Source organism: Streptomyces sp. NPDC019443, from assembly GCF_044389785.1.
GTDB lineage: Bacteria > Actinomycetota > Actinomycetes > Streptomycetales > Streptomycetaceae > Streptomyces.
Genome location: NZ_JBIRYJ010000001.1, coordinates 1,203,357 through 1,218,977 on the forward strand (window position 1 = coordinate 1,203,357; position 15,621 = coordinate 1,218,977).

The window sequence follows — 15,621 nt, forward strand, 5'->3', positions numbered from 1 at the left end:
CCCCACCACACGGCGCTACACCCGCCTGGCGTGCACCAGGAGGATGGAGGCCACGGACGGCGCGGCACAGGCGGCCCGGTCCACAAGGCGCAGTGGGCGCGGAATACCGTGGAAGGGCGCGCCGGCCAGGGTGACCACCTCGAAGCCCGCGGCGGTGAGGAATCCCCGCAGGGCGCGGGCGGTGAACAGGCGCAGATGGCCCACCACTTGGGATCCGGGCCGGCCGTGAATACCGCGCAGGCTGACCTCCGAGAAGACGGGCTGCACTCCCGCGGCCAGCAGCAACCGGTTGTACCAGGCGGCCAGGTTCGGGGTGGAGAGCATCAGATGGCCGCCCGGTTTGAGGATGCGGCGCAGCTCGTCCATCGCACTGTCGGGATCCACCAGATGCTCGATCACCTCGCTGAAGAGCACGGCGTCGGCGGTAGCGTCGGCCAACGGCAGCCCGCCCGACGTCAGTTCACCCCGCACGACATGGTTCATCCGGGTGGCGGCCCGGCGCAGCGCGTCCTGGGACCAGTCGACACCGACGATCCGGTGATGGGAGAGGAGGGGACCCGCGGTGGCCGCCGCGGAGCCGTCGCCGCAGCCGACGTCGACGACGAGGGAGGGCTCAGAGGGCAGTACTCGGGCCAGCATCAGTGCCTGGCGGCGGCTGCGCTCGTCTCCGGAGGCGACGGGGACGGCCGGGTTCTCGTAGAACGCGCGCAGTCCCGCGGGGAGAGTTCCCGTCATGGCCCGTCACCTCCTGACGTGGCCGGCAGAGCCGCCATGGCCGCCAGATACTCCGTGAAGAAATCGCACAGCCGCTGCCCCGCCGCGTCGTCGAGGAGGGCGCGCGACCAGCGCAGCGCCAGATGCAGCCGTCCCCCCGTGCTGGCGGTGGTCACGGTCAGCCCGCGCGGCATCGCGGCGGGAGCCGAGAACCAGACGGCCTCCGCCCGGCCCGCCTCGGCGAAGTCCAGCGGGTACGGAATGCGCCCGATATTGCTGAGCAGCGTGGTCGAGGTCCAGGGAGCGGCAGCCCACCGTACGCCACGGGTCAGGGCGGCCCGCAGACCGACGGGCAGGGCGGGTGCGGTGAGGAGGGCGGCGGCGTGGCCGAGTTGAGGGCGGGGTGCCGACTTCAGGGCGCGGGTGCGTTCCGCGGTGCGGTGAAGCATGGCGGCGACAACCTCGGGGCCGGGCTCCCGCGCGCACTCCTGTGCCCCGAATCCGACCTCCACGAGACGGGTGCCGTTTCCGATGGGCATCTCGGCGCCGCGGGGCCGGTCGTCGACGGGCATGGTGATGCGCACCGGGCGGGGCGGGACATCGTGCAGCCGGTTCCAGCGGGTGATCATCAGGCAGGTGGCGACGAGGAGTTGGTCGTTGACGGTGTAGCCGGCACCGGCCGGCCGGCGCGGCACCGGCAGATCGGCCAGCAGCATGCCGTTTCCGCCGGTACCCCGGATCTCGGTCGCGGGTGCCACACGAGCGGGCCGGGCCGGGCCGACCGTGCGTGCGGGCGGCGGTGGAACCGGCCGCCCCGGCGCGCCGACCGGATTGCGTACGGGTGACGTGGAGGAGACGGCGGCGCCGCCGTACAACTCGGCGGCCGTGGCCAGCACGCGCAGACAGGCGGGCCCGTCCAGGGCAGTGTGGTTGAGCGTCAACAGCAGCACACACGGGCTGCCCGTAGACGATGGCCTCACCACGTCCAGCCGGACGGGCGGGGAAACGGACAGCGGCGGAGCTTCGGACAGCGCTCTGGCTCTCGCCCGCTCCAGCGCACCGGGCCCCGGCTCGGGGAAGCTCACTGGATCCACGTCCGGGGTGCCGGTCAACTCCCACTCGTAGCGGCGCCGGTACCAGGGGCCGGGTGCCTCGCGCACCAGAATCCGCGGGTGCCGGCGCAAGGCCTCGCAGAACGCGGCCCGGAGCCGTTCCGGATCCGGCTGCCGGGGCAGGCGCACCTCTATGTGTACGGTCTCGGGCTCCTCCTCACGGAGACAGTGCCGGGAGATCTCATCGACGACCGGGAACGGAATCCGGCCCGGAGCGGGTTCGGGCGGCGGCCCGGGCCGGGCGGGTTGCAGGGCGGTCATCTCGGAGGGGTCTCCCTTGTGTTGAGCGGTGCGATGCCGGGCGGATCAGGGTCGGGCGCCGGGCCCGGCCCGGGACGCTCGGCAGGGCCGTTTGCCGACCGCACCCGCTGGGGCAGGGTCTGCGGGTCCGGAGCCGCCGACGCATGCGTGCCCCGAACCCGCCGGTCCACGGTGACCACGGCCGCGCACAGCGCGATGAGCGCCAGCAGTTGGGCCGCCGGGCCGAACGCACCCTGGCCGGCGGAGACCGGATCGCCCGCCCCCGTCGCGGCCGCGATCCCGGCGCCGGCCATCGCCACCGCCGCGATCGGCACCAGTAGGGAGTGCCGCAGGCGGGCAACTACCGCCAGCGCGGGGACGATCAGTGCGAAGGGACCCGCCACGACCGCGACCACGAGGGTCAGTGCCACGCAGCCCAGAACCCATCCGGGCGCCGGCGGGGCCATTGCCGCGGAGGCCGGGGTGGAGCCCCGGCGGCGTACGAGTGCGAGACCCGCGAGCAGGGCCACCGCCACCGCGCCGCCGATCAGCCCGATGTCGTAGATCAGCACGGGTTCGTACTCGAGCTCGACCGTGCCGCCCGCGCCTGCGGGGATCAGCCAGGCCTGTTGCCAGCCGTCGATCCGCAACGGGATCAACTTCTGGCCGTTCAGGGTGGCTTTCCAGCCGTCGTTGGCGTTCTCGTACATCTGGAGGTAGCCGGCCTCGCCCGCGCCGACGGTCACGGACCGCCGGTCGCCACGCCAGTCGGTTGTCTTCACCTCCCGCTGTTCGCTCACCGCGGGCGGCCGGACCTCGCCGCGGGTCAGCGTGATGTCGGTGAGGGCGAGAGGACCTTCGTCGCCCGCCTCCACCTGGTGCAGCCCTCGGCCCAACGGAAGAGTGCCGTCCGCTGTCCGGCAGAGCTTGACCTCGACCGGCCGGCGCTCGGTCAGGTCGCGCACCGTACCGGACGCGCTCGTGGCGTGCAGCGTGCCGTCGACGGCGACGGGAGGGCCCTCTCCGCATGGCACGGAGAACCTCAAGTGCGAGGCCGGGGGCGGTGTGCGAAGGTCGGCGAGCGCCGGAACGTAGACCTCGCTGACGCCGACCGGCAACTGCATCCGGTTGTCGGCAACGGGGTTGTGGACGGTCATCGGCGCGGCCCGGCTGATGGTGATGTCGAGCCGGTCCGTGGTGATCGGCTCGAAGCGGGCCAGGCCGTTCTCGTCGACGGCGGCCGTCACGGCGCCGTTCGGGGTGCTGATCAGCACCTGCTCGGGTCGGGTCGAGAGTCCGCCCGCGGCCGCGAGGACGATCTCGTCGATGGTCTTCCGGCCGGGCCAGCGCAGATGGATGACCGGCCGGTCGCCGGCGATCCACGCGGTGGTCAGGTCCTCATCGACGAGATTGCGTGGGCTGAGACCGTTCCCGAGCCGGCTGGTCGAGTCGGCGGTCGCCGTGATCCGCCGCCCCTGCCGCGGATCGGCACCCGTGACGAGCCGGTCCAGCGCCTCGCCGGGCACCGGCAGCGCCTGTGCGGTGACGGCGAAATCTCCGCCCCGGCCGACGCTGAGCCGGCGGTGCAGCCCCTCCTCTGCCGAGGCCGGCGAGAGACCGCCCGGGTCGCTGCCGCGGTGGAGCGAGAACACCTCCGCCCGGGCCTCGGTGTCGCGCGCGTCGGTGGGAAGCCGGAGCAGCCGGGTCACCTGGACGCCGGGGACGGAGACCTCGCTGAAGCCCGCGCCGCCCAGTCCGGCCTTCGGGGACTGGGCCGCGAGGACGGTTATCTTCAGCCACTTGGCCTGCCCCGCGGGTGCCTTGACCGGCTGCGGGTTTCCGTTCGGTGCCAGCGGGCTGTCCTCGAAGCCGTGGTCGGTCTCGACCCGTACGAATGTGGGGGCGGCTCGCATTCCGTCGCCGGGCAGCGGAGTGAGCTGAAGCGAGGCGGGGATGTCGGTGGGCGAGGAGAAGCCGATACGGAGCCACTGGCCTGCGGCGTCTTTGGCACTGCCCTCAGCCCACGCGGTCCCGGGGTTGCCGTCGAAGGCGTTCACCGGATCGTACTGCGGCAGGTGGAACAGCCAGTTGCCACTGCTGGAGGCGGTCACCGAGGCGGCGCCCCGCAGGACGGCCGTCGTCTGGTGCCCGGTGCCCTTCATCGGCAGGATCTGCCGCGGTCGCTCGCCCGGGTCCTGCAGGCTCCCGGTGGGGTTCCGTTCGTCCGCGGTGTAGGTGTACGAGGTGTTGCTGTTGACCAGTCCGAAGCGGGTGTCGGCGCGGCGCAGCCCGTCCGCGACGTACTGCGCCGCGGGTGTGCCGAGCCCCGGGTGATTGTCCCCGGTGAGCACGGTGGGCCTGTTCCGCAGTCGCGGATCGGCGGACAGTTGCAGCAGCGCTTCGGGGCCGCCGCTGACCACCGCGGTGTCGGCGACTGCCTGAAGGCCGACCTGGCCGGGCCGCCGGGTGTTGCCGGCCGGCTCGTAGATCTCGACGGCCTGCATCCGCGGGAAGATGCCCTGGACCTGCAACGGTGTGCCGCTGGGGATCCGGCCGCCGGTGAGTACCGGGTCGAATCCGGCGACTCGCCGGTAGCCGGATGCCTCCAGGGTGCGCTTCACGGTGATCGGCGGGACGTATCCGATCTGGTCCGGGTCGAGGTCGTTGCGTACGACGACGAAGTAGAGACCGGCGCGTGACAGGTAGTCGCGCAGGCCCGGAACTTCGCTGCCACTCATGAGCACCTGTTCCACCGCGTCCATCGCCCGTCGCGAGCCGGGCGTCCCGAAGGGCACGAAGTCGCGCTGCGCCCAAGGGGAGTCGGCGAGCACGTCGAAGGGCTGGTCGATGGGGGAGCCCCAGGTGTAGAGGCCGTGGGCGGTGGCGGGGACCACGAGGGCACGGCTGTCGGGCGAGTTCTTCTCCAGCCAGTCGGCGGCCTGCGTCCACTGGCCGGGCAGCTTCTTGAAGGCGCCGGGCTGCAGGATCGTCCCGTTGACGTACGGCCAGGCCAGACCGGGCAGCACCAGCAGCGCGGCGATCACGGGGGCGTAACGCCGCGCGGGGAACGGCCGGGCCCCGCGGCTCTCGCTCGCCGCCGCCACCAGGTGCATCAGCCCGAAGGCGAGAGCGAGTGCGAGCCCGGGCTGGAACTTGTAGATGCTCCTGAAGGGCCGCAGCGACCCGTTCAGCCAGTCCCGGACCCCGTCGTGGAAGGGCGCGCCGAAGGAACCGGCGTATCCGGCCAGGGCGATCAGGACCACGGCCAGCACGGTGAGCAGCAGCCAGCGGCGTTCCGGCAGATCGCGCCTGGCCAGGCCCGCGAGCCCCAGCGCGGCGGCGAACGCCGAGCCGAGAATGGTGACCGTCGCCGTCGCCACCGTCCAGCCGGCGGGCAGCCAGGCTTCGCCGAAGTGGAGGTAGGCGACCCAGTTGCCGGCGCCGCGCAGCAGTTCGGTCGCCGACATCGTGCCGGTGGTGGTGTCGGCCTGCTCGACGTACGGCATGAAGTCCTCGCCGTAGACGCCGAGCAGCAGCAGGGGGATCACCCACCAGGCGGTGGCGAGCACGACACCGGGAACCCACCAGGCGATCAGGGCGCGCTTGCGGGGACCTGCCGGGCGGCTGAGCAGGTAGAGCCCCACAGGCAGCAGGGCGGCGAGCGTCGATGCCGCGTTGACCCCACCCATGAAGGGGATCAGCAGGGCGGACGTGGCCGCGGCCACCCGTGGGCTGGTGCGGGTGCCGATGAGCGGCAGCAGCACCCACGGAAGCAGCGCGCCGGGGAGCGCGGCCGCCGAGGTCGAGCCGACGACGATGGTGAAGGTGGGCCACAGCGCGTAGCCGACGGCGCCGAGCAGCCGGGTCCGTGCGCTGCCGATGTCCATGCGCTCGGCGAGCCGCAGGGCGCCCCAGAACGCGGTGGCCACGATCAGCGAGAGCCACAGCCGCTCGGCCAGCCACACCGGGATGTGCACGAGGTCGGTGAGTGCGTAGTACGGGAGGGTCGGGAAGGCGTATCCGGCGTACTGGTTGGAGAGTCCGCCGAATCCGGCGCGGCTCTGCCACAGCTCCCCGAGGTCGCCGATGAACTTCCATGGGTCGGCGACCACTCCGAGCTTGGTCTCGAAGGTCATCCTGCCCGGTGAGACGGAGAGGAACGCGACAAAGATTGCCGCCCAGAAGGCCAGCAGCCACGATCTGTGGCGCGGCCGATCCGCCGGCTGGGGCGGCGGCGCGGTGGGCCGGGGCCGGCCGGGCCGGCTCGGCGGGAGGGTTAACGTCGTCTCAGCCACGGGTGGCTCGCAGTGGACTGTTCATCGCTGCTGCCGTTTCTGTTCGGCGCCGGAGGATGAGGAGGAGATTCCAGGTGGCGATCTCGCGCAGGCCAGGGACGCGGGTGACGGCCTGTGCGAGGAACGGCCAGTACCGCGAGCGGGCCGTTACGAGGGACACGTCCTCGCGGGCGCGCACCTGACGCAGGGTCGGACCGATGTGGATCGCGAAGAGGTTCTCGCCGAGCGCGTGCTTGGCGGGGCGCCCGGTCCGTCTCAGGTAGCGGGCGCGGGCGCGGTCCGCGCCCAGGTAGTGCCAGGGCGCCCACTCGTGACCGCCCCAGGGGGAGAGCCAGTTGGTGAACGAGACGTAGATCAGCCCGCCCGGGCGGGTGACGCGGATCAGCTCGCTGAGGAAGGTCTGCGGGTCGGCGACGTGTTCCAGCACGTTGGAGGAGAAGCAGACGTCGGCGACGCCGTCGGCCAGGGGCAGCAGATAGCCGTCGGCGACCACCGAGCCCGCGGGGATGGTGCCCCGCGCGCCCAGTTCCCGCAGATCGGGTTCGAAGAGATAGCTCTGCGCGCCGCGCCGCCGGAACTCCTCGGTGAAGTGGCCGCGTCCGCCGCCCACATCCACCACCAGCCTGTCGTGCAGGGGCGTATGCCGCTCCAGCTGGTCGGCCGCGTCCTGGGCGAGCAGGCTGTAGCACCGGTCCGGGTCGGTCTGCTCGCCCATGAACGCCCGGAAGAGCGTGATGGACCTGCGTATGGAGGGATCTTTCACAGCCGCATCACCTTCGCTGCATGGCGGCCTCCGCGGCCGCCGCCCGGAACTGCCGGACCGTGGCGCCCCAGCGGAAGTCCGCGGCCCGCCGCCCGGCCGCCCGGCCGAGCGCCTCACGCCGCTCGGGGCTGAGCGCCAGCGTGCACCAGGCCGCGGCGAACGAGCTCTCGCCGCGGGCGAGGAGGCCGGTGACGCCGTCCTCGATCGAATCCCTGAGCCCGGGGACGTCGAAGCCGATGGCAGGCGTGGACCGGGCCGCCGCCTCGGTCACCACCAGCCCCCAGCCCTCGACGAGCGAGGGGTGCAACAGAATCCAGGCGGCGCACAGCAGTCGGTGCTTCTCGGCCTCCGAGACCCGGCCGGTGAAGGTCACGCCGGGCCCGGCGAGGGCTTCCAGCCCGGCCCGTTCCGGCCCGTCACCCACGATGACGAGCCGGCCCCCGGTGACCGGTCTGACCCTCTCCCACAGACGCAGCAGCAGCTCGATCCGCTTGTATTCGACGAGGCGTCCCACGGCGAGAAACAGCGGCTCTGCCGATGTGGGGGCGAGCGGGCCCGGCTCCTCGACACCGTTGTGGACGAGCCGGATCCGCTCACGCGGGACTCCGAGGCCGTGGAGCGCGTCGGCCGTCGAAGGGGAGACGGCGACCAGCAGGTTGCCGCTGTGTGCGCGGGTCAGTGCCCAGCGCTCGAGCCTTCTGCCGAGCCTGGCGGCGGGGCCGGGGAAACGCTCGCCCCAGATGTCGGTGTGGACATGGTTGACCAGGCAGAGCGTCGGTCCGCGGTGCCACAGCGGGGCGAGGTACGGCATGCCGTTGCACACCTCGACGAACAGGTCGCAGTCACCGACCTGCCGATCGAAGGCGCGGCGGGCGCGCAGGAAGTGTCCGGCGTCCGAGCCGGCCGAGACCACACGGTAGTCGCGGAAGGCAGCGGGACCGCCGCACAGGAGCGTGACCTGGTGTCCATGAGCGGTGAGCCCGTCGGCGATACGGTCGATGAGCAGTTCGGAGCCACCGGCGGCCGGATTGCCGAGGTCGCGGCGGGCGAGGAAGACGATCCGGCGGGGATGCGGAGGACGGCCGGACGGAGGGCCGTGCTGCGGGGACTTCGGCGGATGGTGGGGGAGTGGCGCGCGCAACGTGGGGGGTACGTGCTGGGGCATTCGAGCTCCAACTCGCCTCGGGTGCGGGACGGTGGGGGATGTTGGTGGCACGAGCGGCTGGCGGCGGGGTGGGGTTGGTAGTGTCCGCCCGGCTGTTCGACGCCGCTACTCACGGCGGTGACAAATTTGGCCTGCCCTGGAGCTGACGCTCCATCACATTGTGCTCATTTCTAGGGATTCGGGCGTTCCCTGCCGCGCACGACGAGCACGACACCCGCAGCCGCCAGCACGAGCCCGGCCGCTCCCGCGCCGATCGGCGCCGTGTCACCCAGCGCCCGCAGTCTGCCGCTGTCCGCCTTCGCCAGAGCCACCTGCCCGTGCTGGGTCTCCGGGGTGAACTCCAGCCCCGCGCTGTCCAGCAGGACCACCTTCGCCTCATCGGAACCGGGCGCGCGCAGCGTCTTGCGGGGAGCGATACTCGCGTTCATGACGCGGCCGGTCCGCCGGTCGACTACGAGCTCGATGCCGTCGTTGGCGTACCACTCCTCGGCATGCACCTGGCTCTGCTTCGGCAGGCCGACCAGCCGCCCCGGTACCTGCCGGGTGCCCGTCCTGGTGTCCTTCACGGATCCGGTGAACCGGTAACCCTCGTAGCCCGCGACCTTCTTGGTGCCCTTGAACTCCAACCGGACCGTGGCTCCCAGCGTGCTGTCCCACCAGGTGTAACCCCGCTTCTGCACGTCGAAGGGGAACTTGAGGTAGGCCTCGCCCTGGTACTCCGGCGTCTCCCCGCAGCAGTGCACCGGAGCGTTGGTCCGGCGGTCGGTCACCCAGCGCTCCAGCGTCCACTGGTAGGACCTGCGCGGGTCGCGGAAGGCCAGCGTGCCGGGGGTGTCGATGGCCGTGGACACGTCCCACACCGCCCGCCCGCTGCGTTCGCTCGCGGCGACATCGCCCAGCACTCGTCGGGTGATGGTGATCGGTTTCTCCTTGACGGGTCGGAGGCTCTTGGTGTCGAAGTATTCGCCGGTGCCGGTGAACACCGTGGTGACATCGACATCGGTCGGGGTGCGTTTGGCGCGTGGCTCGACGTACCAGGCGAGCATCGGGGCCAGTACGAGCAGAAAGACGCCGATACCCAACAGGACCAGCGACAACGGCGAAGCGGTACGACGCATGGGGGGCACTCCCGGACAGAGGGTGGATTCAGGACGGTGCGCGTCTGTACGGGCCGGGACCGTAGGCGCCCTCTTGACGAAGTGTCAATGCCCCTCACAGACTGGGCAGTCGCCGAGCCGGTGCCGTGGGGCGGGGTGCCTTCCGACCGAGAGGCTCGCTGAACCATGCACAGACTGACCGCCGCCGTGCTGACCACCATGGCCGCTGCCGCCCTCGCCGTGGGGGCCGCCTTCGGCATCGTCGCCGCACTGAACGCCACACCCGAGCAGCCCAATGTGCCTCTCGTCTCCTTCGAGACGGGCGGGCCGACGGCGTCCCCGCAGCCGTAGCCCGACCAGCAGCGAGGGAGGAACCCATGGCCGTGCGCACGGCCTGGCGGGACGTACCCCGCCCGCGGGCACGCAGATTCGCATCCCTGGCCATGGCCGAGGTGCCCGCACTCGCCCAGGCCATCCTGGAAGAGATCCGCAGGGAGTACCCCGGCCTGCCACTCGTCGTCGACGACTCGGGCGAGCCCATGGCCCTGATCGGCATCCGCGGGGCGCTGGAGGACTTCGTGGACCACCTCGTGGTGGAGGAGAACCGGCCGCACGGGCGTCAGCTGGAGGTCTTCCAGGAGTTCGGCCGCGGCGAAGTGCTGCAGGGCCGCAGTCTGGACTCGCTCCAGGCCATCTACCGGCTCGGTGTTCGGCTCGCGTGGCGTCGCTTCTCCGAGATCGGGCAGCAGGTGGAGATCCCGCCGCCGGCCATGTACGAGCTGGTGGAGTCGGGCTTCGAGTATCTCGAAGGGCTCGTCGCACAGTCCGTACGCGGCTACGCCGAAGCCGCCGCTCGCCAGGCCGGCGAACGGCTGCGACTGCAGCGGCGGTTGATCAGCCTGATGCTCAGCGAGCACCGCACGGATCCCACCGATGCCCTTGCCGAGCATGCCGAGCGCATCGGCTGGCCGTTGCCCGAACAGGTCGCCGTCGGAGTACTGATGCGACCGGCCCCGGAGTCCGTCGCCCCGGCCGTGGGTCAGGACGTGCTGCTGGACATGGAGTACGAGCAGCCGCGCATGGTCGTCCCCGAGCCGGACGCGGCCGGCCGGCCGGAACTCCTGGAGCGCGCGATGACGGGCTGGTCCGGTGCGATGGGACCGCCGGTTCCGCTCGCCGAGGCCGCCAAGTCTCTGCACTGGGCCTTCGCCGCCGTACGCCTGATGGAACGCGGGCTGCTCCCGGCCGGCCAGGTCCTGCACTGCACGGAGCACACAGAGGCGCTGGTCCTGCTGCCGCCCGAGGAGCTGATCGAGGACCTGGCCCGTCGCTGCCTGGCACCGCTCGACAAGTGCACCCCCGCGCACAGCCGACGACTCGTCGAGACGCTGCTCGCCTGGCTGGAGACACGTGGCGGCGCCCCCGAGGTCGCGGCACGACTCGGCGTCCATCCGCAGACCGTGCGCTACCGATTACGCCAGATCCGCGCACTGCTGGGCGACGAGGTGGACGATCCGGACCGGCGCTTCAAGCTGGAACTGGTGTTACGGGCCCGCCGCCTGCGCGATGCGGGGCCGGCTCGGGACGCCGAGGCCGTCCGGTAGTTCCCGCCGGCCATTGGCCGGACCGCCTTCAGCGCTGCGGGAACGACGGAGCCGCCGGGGCCGGTCCCAGGGTCGTGGTGCCGGGGGCCGCCCGGTGGCCCAGTCCCGTGCGGTACGCGTCCAGAGCGGCCTCGGTGCGGCCGCTGCGGCGCAGCAGATCGCCCAGCAGACGGCACAGGTCGGCCAGGTCGCCGCTGGCTCCGCTGCGCTCCAGCAGGGCCAGCGCCAAGACGTAGTGCTCCTCGGCGGCCTCGGCCTCGCCCCGCTCCTCGGCGATCAGCCCGAGCAGCCGGTGCGCGCCGCCTGCGTGCACCGCGCCGTGCCGGTCGCCGAGTTCCAGTAGCGCCGAGAGCAGGCCGGCAGCCTCGTCGTGCCGCCCGAGCCGCCGTAGTACATCGGCCAGTTCCACCTCCACCTGGGCGGTGTAGAGCACGGCGCGCTTGGCGGTCAGCATGTCCCGGGCGGTGCGCAACTCCTGTTCGGCGAGGGCGAGTTCGCCGTTCTGTGCCTGGACGTAGCCGCGCATCCAGTGGCAGTGCGCGAGATCGGTCCTCAGCCTCAGCTGCCGGTAGATCGCCTGGGCCTTGGCGAGCGAGGCGTCGGCGTCGGCCGTGCGTCCTTCGGCGAGGAACGTACGGGCCACCTGCCGGTGCATGCCCGCCACCAGCACCGGGTCGTTGACCTGCGGCGCCAGGGCCAGTGCGAGCTCGGCGGCGTGCGCGGCACGGGCGTGGGCGCCCATGTCGATGTACGGGCCGATGACGGCGGCGTACAGCAGGACCAGTGCCTCGGGGTCGGCCAGGCCGCTCGCGCCGAGCTCGTCGATGGTGGACTCAAGGAGATAGCAGGCGTAGCGCAGCTCCCCGGCCAGGAGGTGCGCGATGGCGCGGCCCCGGATCGCGCGGGCACGGCGTGGCAGCGGTTCACCGGCCAGGAGCCGTTCCGCCGCCTCGAAGTGCCGTCCCGCATTGGCAAGTTCACCTGTCTCCAGTGCGCATTCACCGAGTCCGAGCAGCGCCTCGGCCTGCTCAGGAGCGAGGTCGAGGTGTTCCGCGTCGGTGAGGAGCCGGCGGTAGCGGACGGCAGCCTCGTCGGCGGCGCCCGTGGCGAGCTGCTGCTGGGCGTCGGTGAGGGCGAGCCGCAACTCGGTGGCCAGATGCGCGGGTCGTCCGGTGGACAGTTCCTCGAACGACGTGCCGAGCCGTTCCGCGAGGAAACGCAGCGCGGTCTCGGAGGGCCGGACCTTGCCGGACTCCAGTGTCGAGACGTACGCGGGCGTGTACGAGGGTTCGGCCAACTGCCGCTGTGTCAGGCCGCGTTGGTTACGCAGTTGCTGCACCCGGCGGCCGATCTCGGCCGGTTCGTCCATGGGAACCCCCCTGGTTCTCGAACTCCCCAGTATTCAGGGGCAGTAGGCATTGCGCACGTCCTGTTCCTCCCCCTAGTTTAAGCAACTCGTTCATCGCGTTTACTCGGCCACTTAACTTCCGTATCAGGGGGAGGACTTCATGCGTTCAGCACGACGCAGAGTTATGGCGGCGGTCGGCGTGGCCGCGGCCCTCGCGGCCGTACTGGCCGCCGCACCCGGCGGCGCGGCCGCGGATCCGGTGATGCCCGGCAGGGCCGGGGTCGAGGTCGAGATACCCGGGCCGGAACACGGCACAGTCGCCGGATCCGGCCACACGCGTGTACCGCAGGAGGGCCGGGACCAGCCGTCCTCCCGGCTCTCGGCGGCCGAGGAGGCCGCCGACGGCGAGGTCACCAAGTTGGTGGACAACGGCTCCACCGACGACCGGCTGGACATCGTCGTCGTAGGGGACGGCTATACCGCCGCCGAGCTGGCCCAGTTCCACACCGACGCCAAGGAGAAATGGGCCGAGCTGGCGGCCGTCGAGCCGTACACGACGTACCAGAGCCTCTTCAACGTCTGGGCGGTGGACGCCGTGTCGAACGAGTCCGGCGTCTCGGGCGACCCCGGGCCGGCCATCGTCCGGGACACCGCCCTGGGCTCGTACTTCTGGTGCGACGACATCGAGCGGCTGCTGTGCATCGACCAGGAAAAGGTCGACGGGTACGTGGCGAAGGCGCCGGAGGCCGACTTGGTGCTCGTCCTCGCCAACAGCGCCAAGTACGGCGGCGCGGGCTACAACGAGCCGAGCGCGACCCTCGGCTACGAGGGCATCTCGACCGCCTCGGCGGGCAACGAGAAGTCCGGCCAGGTCGCAATCCACGAGACCGGTCACTCGCTGGGCAAGCTCGCCGACGAGTACTACTACCCCGGCCACCCGGACTACGAGAAGTACACGGGCCCCGAGCCCGCCGATTCCAATATCTCCACACTGGCAGCCGAGGACATGTCCGGGCAGCGCGCCAAGTGGCACCTCTGGCTCGGCGAGGAGTCGCCCGACGGCGGCACGGTCGGCGCGTACGAGGGCGGGGGCTACTACGTCACGGGGCTGTACCGGCCCACCGACAACTCCCTGATGCGTGTCCTCGGCAAGCCCTTCAACCTGCCCGGTGTCGAGGCGATGATCGCCGGCTTCTACCGGCATGCGAGGGTCGTCACCGCGGTCACCCCCACCGGTCGCACCCTCCGGATGGGAGACACCGCGAAGGCCGCCGTACCCCGGCTGACGGGCGCGGACGGGCGTCAGCTGAGGATCCGCTGGTATCTGGACGGCAGGGAGTTGAAGCCCTTCGCGGGCCGTACTCAGGTGCGGGTGTCGGACGTTGCCCTGTGGCTGCTCGACCTGCGCACGCACAAGTTGTCGGTCACCGCCGAGGACCGTACGCCGTCAGTGCGTGACCGGGGAATCGCCAGGACGCTGAAGTCCACCATCAGCTGGCAGCTCCGGCTCTGAGCGCCACCCGGCCCGAGCGGGCCGCAAACGAAAAGGGGCCGCCGCCTCCCGGGTGTCCGGGAGGCGGCGGCCTCCTTGTTGGTCCCACTGCGCACGGATGTGAAGAATCTTTGACACGATGTCTGTGTTGCTTTACATTCATGGAATGCCATACGAAGAGAAGAGCGCATGGGTCATGGGGGTGCTCGCGGTCGGTACGTATACGGGCTACCTCGTCGTCATTCTTGGGCGAGCGGGGGACACCCCCCTCGTCGACGTGCCGTACGTGGCGGCGCTGCTGTGGGCCCTGGGCGTCTCGATCGCAGCGTCGATCGTGCTCCATATGCTCATCGGGATGTTCTGGTCGAAGGACACCTACAAGAAGGACCAGCGCGACAGGGAAATCAATCGGTTCGGCGAACACATCGGCCAGTCATTCGTCGTCATCGGGGGAGTAGCGGCGCTCGGCATGTCGATGGCCGAGTTGGATCACTTCTGGATCGCCAACGCCGTCTACCTGGCGTTCGTACTGTCGGCGATCCTCGGTTCCACGGCCAAGATCGTCGCGTATCGCCGAGGTTTTCAGTCATGGTGAAGCCCACCAGGGTCACGAACGCGATCCGCGCCCTCCGGTTCACGCACGGAGAGATGACTCAAGCGGATCTTGCAGAACGCATCGGTGTGTCACGCCAGACCGTCATTGCCATCGAACAGGGCAGGTATTCACCTTCACTCGAATTGGCATTTCAGATCGCCAGGGTGTTCAGCGTTCCGCTCGACACTGTGTTCCAGTACCCGGACAGCGAAGGAAAGACGCCATGAAGGCAATAGTCCAAGAGAAGTACCAGTCACCCGATGGCCTGGAACTCAAGGAGATCGACAAGCCGGTTGTCGGCGATGACGACGTGCTCGTACGCGTTCACGCCGCCGGTGTCGACCAGGGCGTCTGGCACCTCGTCACGGGCCTGCCGTACCTCCTTCGCATTGTGGGATTCGGGCTGCGCAGACCCAGAACCCGTGTTCCCGGTCTGGATGTCGCAGGGCGTGTAGAGGCAGTCGGCCGGAACGTGATCCGGTTCCAGCCCGGCGACGAGGTGTTCGGCACCTCTGCGGGCTCCTACGCCGAGTACGCCTGCGCGCGCCAGGACAAGTTCGCGCCCAAGCCGGCGAACGTCACCTTCGAGCAGGCGGCGGCAGTCCCCACCTCCGCTTTCGCCGCCCTTCAGGGGCTTCGCGGCGGTGCACAGATCCAGGCGGGGCAGAAGGTGCTGGTCATCGGTGCGGGCGGAGGCGTCGGGACGTTCGCGGTGCAGCTGGCCAAGGAGTTCGGAGCGAACGTCACCGGTGTGTGCAGCACGAAGAAGACGGACCTGGTCCGCTCGATCGGCGCTGACGACGTCATCGACTACACACGCGAGGACTTCGCGGACGGCCCGCGCCGCTACGACCTGATCCTTGACACCGCGGGTGGTCGTTCGCTGTCCCACCTACGGCGTGCTCTCAGCCCGCGGGGAACTCTCGTCATCGTCGGATCCGAAGCGGGAGGACGGTGGGTGCAGGGCATCGACCGCGCGCTCCGGGCGGCGCTGCTGTCACCGTTCGTACGTCAGAGTCTGCGGATGCTGGTGTCCATGGAGCGGGCGGAGGACCTCCAGTTGCTGGGGAAACTGATCGAGACCGGCAAACTCACTCCGGTCGTCGACAGGACGTACTCGCTGAGTGAAGTTCCCAAGGCCATTCAGTATCTGAGGGCCGGTCACGCATGCGGCAAGGTCGTCATCACGGTGTGAG

13 protein-coding genes are annotated in these 15,621 nt (G+C 70.7%); 6 read left to right on the forward strand and 7 right to left on the reverse strand.

Going from position 1 to position 15,621, the window contains the following annotated elements; translation table 11 throughout:
• Positions 1–15 precede the first annotated feature (15 nt).
• The 6 genes from ACH492_RS05450 to ACH492_RS05475 form a co-directional block, all read right to left on the reverse strand.
• The gene (locus ACH492_RS05450) at positions 16–735 is read right to left on the reverse strand and encodes a class I SAM-dependent methyltransferase (RefSeq protein ID WP_398982972.1); all 720 of its coding nucleotides are present in this window, start codon (positions 733–735) and stop codon (positions 16–18) included.
• Positions 732–2,087: a condensation protein gene (locus ACH492_RS05455; protein ID WP_398982974.1), complete on the reverse strand. Its 1,356-nt coding sequence runs from the start codon at positions 2,085–2,087 to the stop codon at positions 732–734. The genes ACH492_RS05450 and ACH492_RS05455 overlap by 4 nt, the downstream gene beginning before the upstream one ends.
• Positions 2,084–6,202, reverse strand: coding sequence for an alpha-(1->3)-arabinofuranosyltransferase family protein (locus ACH492_RS05460; protein WP_398982976.1), 4,119 nt, complete (start codon positions 6,200–6,202; stop codon positions 2,084–2,086). The genes ACH492_RS05455 and ACH492_RS05460 overlap by 4 nt, the downstream gene beginning before the upstream one ends.
• A gap of 151 nt (positions 6,203–6,353) precedes the next feature.
• Entirely contained in the window at positions 6,354–7,124 is a 771-nt protein-coding gene (locus tag ACH492_RS05465; RefSeq protein WP_398982978.1) for a class I SAM-dependent methyltransferase, read from the reverse strand.
• A 7-nt stretch (positions 7,125–7,131) separates the two neighbouring features.
• Complete coding sequence (locus ACH492_RS05470; RefSeq protein WP_398982980.1) at positions 7,132–8,289, reverse strand: glycosyltransferase family 4 protein; 1,158 nt, start codon at positions 8,287–8,289, stop codon at positions 7,132–7,134.
• A gap of 170 nt (positions 8,290–8,459) precedes the next feature.
• Positions 8,460–9,407 carry a DUF3068 domain-containing protein gene (locus tag ACH492_RS05475; RefSeq protein ID WP_398982982.1) on the reverse strand — a complete coding sequence of 316 codons (948 nt, stop codon included), beginning with the start codon at positions 9,405–9,407 and terminating at the stop codon, positions 8,460–8,462.
• Between the two features lie 165 nt (positions 9,408–9,572).
• Between ACH492_RS05475 and ACH492_RS05480 the strand changes: the two genes are divergently transcribed.
• Positions 9,573–9,737, forward strand: coding sequence for a hypothetical protein (locus tag ACH492_RS05480; protein WP_398982984.1), 165 nt, complete (start codon positions 9,573–9,575; stop codon positions 9,735–9,737).
• 26 nt (positions 9,738–9,763) lie between these two features.
• Positions 9,764–10,990 carry a PucR family transcriptional regulator gene (locus ACH492_RS05485; protein WP_398982986.1) on the forward strand — a complete coding sequence of 409 codons (1,227 nt, stop codon included), beginning with the start codon at positions 9,764–9,766 and terminating at the stop codon, positions 10,988–10,990.
• 28 nt (positions 10,991–11,018) lie between these two features.
• On the opposite strand, the gene ACH492_RS05490 is transcribed toward ACH492_RS05485, so the two are convergent.
• The gene (locus ACH492_RS05490; RefSeq protein ID WP_398982988.1) at positions 11,019–12,359 is read right to left on the reverse strand and encodes a helix-turn-helix domain-containing protein; all 1,341 of its coding nucleotides are present in this window, start codon (positions 12,357–12,359) and stop codon (positions 11,019–11,021) included.
• Between the two features lie 139 nt (positions 12,360–12,498).
• Between ACH492_RS05490 and ACH492_RS05495 the strand changes: the two genes are divergently transcribed.
• The 4 genes from ACH492_RS05495 to ACH492_RS05510 all read left to right on the forward strand — a co-directional run bounded on the left by ACH492_RS05495 (position 12,499) and on the right by ACH492_RS05510 (position 15,620).
• Positions 12,499–13,851 (forward strand): M64 family metallopeptidase, encoded by a 1,353-nt coding sequence (locus ACH492_RS05495; protein ID WP_398982989.1) that lies wholly within the window; start codon positions 12,499–12,501, stop codon positions 13,849–13,851.
• Positions 13,852–13,996: 145 nt separating this feature from the next.
• Entirely contained in the window at positions 13,997–14,425 is a 429-nt protein-coding gene (locus ACH492_RS05500; RefSeq protein WP_398982991.1) for a hypothetical protein, read from the forward strand.
• The gene (locus ACH492_RS05505; RefSeq protein WP_307659656.1) at positions 14,419–14,652 is read left to right on the forward strand and encodes a helix-turn-helix transcriptional regulator; all 234 of its coding nucleotides are present in this window, start codon (positions 14,419–14,421) and stop codon (positions 14,650–14,652) included. Before ACH492_RS05500 ends, ACH492_RS05505 begins: the two co-directional genes overlap by 7 nt.
• The gene (locus ACH492_RS05510; protein WP_398982993.1) at positions 14,649–15,620 is read left to right on the forward strand and encodes an NAD(P)-dependent alcohol dehydrogenase; all 972 of its coding nucleotides are present in this window, start codon (positions 14,649–14,651) and stop codon (positions 15,618–15,620) included. Before ACH492_RS05505 ends, ACH492_RS05510 begins: the two co-directional genes overlap by 4 nt.
• The last annotated feature ends 1 nt before the right edge of the window (position 15,621 follow it).